Source organism: Streptococcus sp. UBA632 (genome assembly GCF_002300045.1).
Classification (GTDB): Bacteria; Bacillota; Bacilli; order Lactobacillales; family Streptococcaceae; genus Streptococcus; species Streptococcus alactolyticus.
The window spans coordinates 1-5,898 of record NZ_DBPA01000049.1 but is presented as its reverse complement, the minus strand read 5'-3'; the positions used below and the strand labels follow the sequence as shown (position 1 = coordinate 5,898).

General features: G+C 38.0%; 7 protein-coding genes and 1 pseudogene. 7 read left to right on the top strand and 1 reads right to left on the bottom strand.

What is annotated here, in order from left to right; all coding sequences use genetic code 11:
- The 5 genes and pseudogenes from B3473_RS06020 to dltD all read left to right on the top strand — a co-directional run.
- Positions 1 to 350 (top strand): annotated as a pseudogene (locus B3473_RS06020) (replication initiation protein); the annotation flags it as partial.
- A complete protein-coding gene (locus tag B3473_RS06015; protein ID WP_268828079.1) occupies positions 343 to 477 on the top strand; it encodes a hypothetical protein in 135 nt (44 codons plus the stop codon). The pseudogene B3473_RS06020 and the gene B3473_RS06015, both read left to right, overlap by 8 nt.
- 260 nt (positions 478 to 737) lie before the next feature.
- On the top strand, positions 738 to 1,064 hold the full coding sequence (locus tag B3473_RS06010) for a hypothetical protein (protein WP_014295381.1): 327 nt from the start codon (positions 738 to 740) through the stop codon (positions 1,062 to 1,064).
- 84 nt (positions 1,065 to 1,148) lie between these two features.
- Entirely contained in the window at positions 1,149 to 1,388 is a 240-nt protein-coding gene (dltC, locus tag B3473_RS06005; RefSeq protein ID WP_015695707.1) for a D-alanine--poly(phosphoribitol) ligase subunit DltC, read from the top strand.
- Entirely contained in the window at positions 1,381 to 2,646 is a 1,266-nt protein-coding gene (gene dltD, locus B3473_RS06000) for a D-alanyl-lipoteichoic acid biosynthesis protein DltD (protein WP_235281079.1), read from the top strand. The genes dltC and dltD overlap by 8 nt, the downstream gene beginning before the upstream one ends.
- A gap of 54 nt (positions 2,647 to 2,700) precedes the next feature.
- On the opposite strand, the gene B3473_RS05995 is transcribed toward dltD, so the two are convergent.
- On the bottom strand, positions 2,701 to 3,582 hold the full coding sequence (locus tag B3473_RS05995; RefSeq protein ID WP_235281078.1) for a LysR family transcriptional regulator: 882 nt from the start codon (positions 3,580 to 3,582) through the stop codon (positions 2,701 to 2,703).
- Positions 3,583 to 3,739: 157 nt separating this feature from the next.
- Between B3473_RS05995 and B3473_RS05990 the strand changes: the two genes are divergently transcribed.
- Complete coding sequence (locus tag B3473_RS05990; RefSeq protein WP_264879387.1) at positions 3,740 to 5,362, top strand: malolactic enzyme; 1,623 nt, start codon at positions 3,740 to 3,742, stop codon at positions 5,360 to 5,362.
- 21 nt (positions 5,363 to 5,383) lie between these two features.
- A partial coding sequence (locus B3473_RS05985) for a 2-hydroxycarboxylate transporter family protein (protein WP_293677917.1) occupies positions 5,384 to 5,898 on the top strand: 515 nt, incomplete at its 3' end.

Here is a 5,898-nt window from a genome sequence, read left to right as displayed (position 1 = left end):
CATTATCACAAAATCAATCAACTCCATTCGTTGAACCAAAGTATTATTCTCTCTTGCAAATAATTGCTGATAAATACAATGACCAGATGTTTGGTTTCCCAGATGTCCTAACAATGACTCATAACCAGAAAATGAAAATCGGACAATATTTAGCAAGTGGCTATGTAACAAGTGCTGAAGTATTAAACATGATTGAACGTATTCCAAAGGATAGTGCATCACCATTAGCCTATTTGCTGAAATCACTAGAAAACTTAAAACAAGAACGACTGTATGAGCAAAAAGAAATTGCACATCGAAATGCAAAGGCTTATCATGAACTGCGTTTGCAAGGAGGAAACTATGTTTAGCATTGTGTTTGTTATTATTAGCTTTATTGTTCTTGCGGGCATTACCTTACTAACAATTGAAATTCACAATGCCCCACTTATGGCTGATGATGAGATGACTATATTACCGTCAAAGGATAAACAGTGATACTACAAGGAGAACTCAAAATGTCAGTCTTGACCTAAGCAGGTCTTAAAACTGCTTGTGCCCTTTGACAATTAAACACCAACACCGATCTGATCAGCAAGCCTATGGAATAACAATGAATAAGGAAGACGGTGTAACAGCCTTTTAAAAGGGAAGGCACGTCCTGGCTTAACTCCTGTTTAGGAGTTGTGAGTATTACTCATGCGTTTAAATTTGCGGATAGAATTTATTTCTACATAAGCAGCAGAAAGGAGTTTGCTATACCAAACTTACAAAAAGTATTTGATAGACCAGAAATGACTCTATCAGACTTACGTCTTCTTGGACAACAAGGTGAAGCTATTCTTTACCTTGTTGACGGAAGGCAAGCCATTGTCAGACCAAAGTTTGCAGTAGTGCAAGAAAAACGAATGGTTAATGGCAATTGGCAAGTTGTTAGTGAAGAGATTCTCCGTTTTCACGAGATCTACTCAGCAATTCTAACCGTCAAGCGAAAACACTTTATCATTGCTGAGAGAATTAATCGAAACGGAGATAATCTTCTTGTGTTAACAGGAGTTGGCTATCATCGCCAACGAAATGAATAAAGGAGGAAACCAATGAAAAAGATTAAAGCAGTCGCTTTATTTTCAACAGCTATTTTAGCAACGGCTTCAACAGGAGTTTAGCAAATGGATATTAAATCAGATGTATTAGCAATTATTGATGATCTTTTTATGGAAGACGTTTCAGACATGATGGATGAAGATTTGTTTGACGCAGGCGTCCTTGATAGTATGGGAACTGTCGAATTGATTGTTGAATTGGAAAGTCATTTTGATATTGATATTCCAATTTCAGAATTTGGACGTGATGATTGGAATACCGCTAATAAAATCATTGCTGGAATTGAGGAACTTCGCAATGCTTAAACGCCTTTGGCAAATTCTAGGACCAGTTATTTGTGCCTTTTTGCTAGTTGTCATTAGTCTGGGTAGTGTCTCGCTTTCGAATAAATCGCACTCCCTAAAAGTAGAAAAGAAAGACGCTGTTTCCTTAAGTAAAACAGGTTTTAAAAGCAAATATAAAAAGGTTCGTGCTTTAACGGATCCAAATCATCGTTTCGTTCCTTTTTTTGGTTCAAGTGAGTGGCTGCGCTTTGATAAAATGCACCCTTCTGTCATTGCAGAAGCTTACAATCGTTCTTATACACCATATTTGCTTGGCCAAAGAGGATCTGCCTCATTGACACACTTTTATGGCATCCAACAAATCAATAATGAGTTGAAAAATAAACAAGCCGTTTATTTCATTTCTCCTCAGTGGTTTACGGCTAAGGGTGCCAATGCTGACGCGTTTCAATCTTATTTTAGCAGTGGACAAGCCATTGATTTCTTGCAAAGCCAAACAGGAACAGCTTATGATCGTTATGCTGCTAAACGTTTCTTGAAACTTTATCCAGAGTCTTCATTCAAAGACATGATGGAAAAAGTAGCTGAAGGCAAAAAATTATCAGCAGCTGATAAGAGAAAACTCAGAACTCAAAGTGTTGTTTATCAAAAAGAAGATGCTTTCTTCAGTCGCGTTTCTGTGATTGATCATTACGATAGCAAAGTAGTTACTCAAGCTAAAAAACTCCCAAATGCTTTTTCATATCAGAAACTAGGAAAACTAGCAACAGCTGATGGTAAAAAAGCAAGTAGTGGTAATACCTTTGGAATCGACAACGGTTTTTATGATATTCGTATCAAACCGATATTGAAAGATTTAAAAAATTCTCAACGTAAATTTAACTACTTAAAATCACCGGAGTACAACGATCTACAATTGGTATTGAACCAATTTGCTCAAAATGATACCAATGTTCTTTTTGTTATCCCACCTGTTAATAGCAAATGGTCAGATTATACAGGGCTTAACGAAGACATGTACCAAAAAGCAGTTGAAAAAATCAAATACCAGTTGCAAAGTCAAGGATTTAAAAATATTGCTGATTTCTCAAGAGATGGTGATAAGGCTTACTTCATGGAAGATACTATCCACATGGGCTGGAATGGCTGGGTAGCTATGGATAAGGCTGTTAACCCGTTCTTGACTGAAAAGCAAAGTAAACCAAACTACCAAATCAACAAACAATTTCTAAGTAAAAAATGGGCAAATTACACCAAAGAGCCTGATTCATTCTATTAAAAATTCAACATGGAAAAACTCAACCCGATAGGGTTGAGTTTTTTGTTTTATTTGCTATGACACTTTTTCAATCAAATCAATCAGTTTTTCAGTTTCATCTGATAAAACAGCATGTTTTGAATGGGCATAGCTGACGTAAAATGTGATGCTATCCTCTTTTGATAATGGGATTTTGATCAGTTGATCAGAATCACTAGCAAGAGCAATATCAGATAAAAGTGAAATTCCCATGTTTTCAGCAACCATTTGCTTGATTACTGACACATCATCGATTTTGAATAAGACGGATGCTTGGTCGTGATAGCGATGATTTAACTGGTTGAAAGCTGTTAAGTGGATGTTGTGTTCATCTAGCAGAATGAATTTTTCAAAGAGAATATCTTGGAATGATAATTCTTTTTGTTTAGCTAGTGGATGATTTTTAGAAAGGACAACGTAAAAATCTTTTTTGAAGAGTTGTCGGATGACCAATTGGTCATTTTTTAAGGGAGCTAGTGAGCCAAGCAGACTAAAATCAATTTGTCCATCGAGCAATTTCATCATGAGGCTATTTGAACCGCCACGAATGGCTTTTACCTGTGAAAAAGGTTCCAAGTTTTCATTTTGTTCCAGCAATTCAGTCAAAATATAATTACAGATAATGGGCGGGAAACCAACGGTCGTCATAGGATTGAGTGATTGGTGAACCTCATTAACTGCTGTTTTGATTTGTAGTAAGACATCCTCCACGTGACTTTGGAAAATATCACCTTGTAAGGTTAATTCGGCAGTACGGTGCGAAGGATCTTTAATGACTAAGTCACAGTCCAACTCTTTTTCTAAACGTTTGATAGCGTAAGAAATTGTCGGTTGGCTGACCTTGAAATGCTGCGCTGTTCCAGTATAGGATTTTGATTTGGCTAACTGGTAAAAATACTCTAAATCACGTAAGTTCATGCCTACCTCCTTGACTTATTTTATCATATTCTTTGGGATTCTACTTATAAATATTATTTATTAAAACTGATGGGTTTGACTATAAGAAGTTTGGAAGTTTATAATGACCCGCATAAGATCTTTCTACATATTTAATATACTATCAGGAGGAAAAATCATGCGTGGACATGAAATTCTAAATAACCCGTTTTTAAATAAAGGGACTGCCTTTACTATGGAAGAACGTAAAGAACTTGGCTTGCTTGGTATTTTACCGCCTTACGTTCAAACAATTGAAGAACAAGCTGAACAAGCTTACCAAAATTTCTTGCGTAAGCCATCAAATCTTGAAAAACGTCATCTCTTGATGGAGATCTTCAACACTAACCGTACACTTTTCTACTACCTATTCAACCAACACATCGTTGAATTCAACCCAATTGTATACGATCCAGTTATCGCTGAAACAATCGAAGAATACAGTGAATTGTACGTTGACCCACAATACGCTGCATACCTTGATATCAACCACCCAGAAAACATCGAAGAAACATTGCGTAATGCTGCTGGCGACCGCGATATCCGTTTGATCGTTGTAACAGATGCTGAAGGTATCCTTGGTATCGGTGACTGGGGTGTACAAGGTGTGGATATCTCTGTTGGTAAATTGATGATTTACACAGCTGCAGCTGGTATTGATCCTGCATCAGTTATGCCACTTGTTATCGATGCTGGTACAAACCGTAAAGAACTTTTGGATAATCCAATGTATCTTGGTAACCGCCACGAACGTGTTACAGGTGACCAATACTACGAATTTATCGACAAATTCGTTCAAACAGCTGAAAACATGTTCCCTAAATTGTACCTTCACTGGGAAGATTTCGGTCGTTCAAATGCTGCGAACATTCTTAACAAATACAAAAAAGAAATTCCAACATTTAACGATGACATCCAAGGTACTGGTATCGTAGTTCTTGGTGGTATCTTCGGTGCTATGGACATCACTGGTGAAAAACTAACTGACCAAGTTTACCTATGCTACGGTGGTGGTTCTGCTGGTGCTGGTATTGCTGACCGCGTTCACGCTGAAATGGTTTCAGAAGGTTTGACTCCAGAAGAAGCTTACAAACACTTCTTCATGATTGACAAACAAGGTCTTCTTTTCGATGACATGGAAGATTTGACACCTGCTCAAAAACCATTTGCTAAAAAACGTGAAGACTTCGCTGACTGCGGTGATATGACAAGCCTTCTTAACGTTATTAAAACAGTTAAACCAACAATCTTGGTTGGTACATCAACTGATGCTGGTGCCTTCACTAAAGAAGTTGTTGAAGCAATGTGTGAAAACACTGAACGTCCAGTTATCTTCCCAATTTCAAACCCAACTAAGAAATTAGAAGCAACTGCTGAGCAAGTTATAGAATGGTCAGACGGTAAAGCCTTCGTTGCTACTGGTGTGCCTTCAGGTACAGTAAGCTACAAAGGCGTTGATTACCAAATCGGTCAAGCAAACAATGCTCTAATCTATCCAGGTCTTGGTCTTGGTATGTTGGCTTCTGAAGCATCACTTCTTACAGATGAAATGATTGGTGCTGCAGCTCACTCACTTAGTGGTCTTGTAGATCCAGGTCAACCAGGAGCACCTGTTCTTCCTCCATTCCAATACGTTGCTGAAGTTTCTATCAAAGTTGCGGAAGCTGTTGCCAAAAAAGCTCAAGAACAAGGTTTGGCTCAAGCTGAAGAAAAAGACATGGCTAAAGCTGTTCGTGACCTTAAATGGTATCCAAAATATTAATGAAGGAGGATAACCATTCGTATGAAAAAATTCTCGAACGTTAAAATTGCGGGTGTTTCCGCTCCACTTTATAAGGCTCTGGTTATCATTTTAGCTGTTGTTATTGCTATGGGGAAACTACCGCTCAATATGGTTGGAATTACTTTTATGTTGGTCGTTTTAGGACATCTTTTCTACTTCCTTGGTGAACGATTACCATTTTGGAATACTTACCTTGGTGGTAGGTCAGTCTTTACCTTGCTGTTAGCCGCAATCTTAGCTTCAACAGGATTGATTCCAAGATCAGTTGTCTCAGCCACTTCTAGTTTCATGAGTGATTGGGGTTTTCTAGATTTTTATATTGCAGCGCTTATTTGTGGCTCAATTCTAGGGATGAACCGCAAACTTTTGGTGAAAGCCTCTGCTAAATTCATTCCTGTCGCTCTTTTATCAATGGTTATCGGTTTCTTTGCCACTGGTGCTGTTGGGGCTTTGCTCGGTCAAGGCTTTGGACATTCTGTCATGTACATTTCATTTGCCCAAATGGCAAACCGACT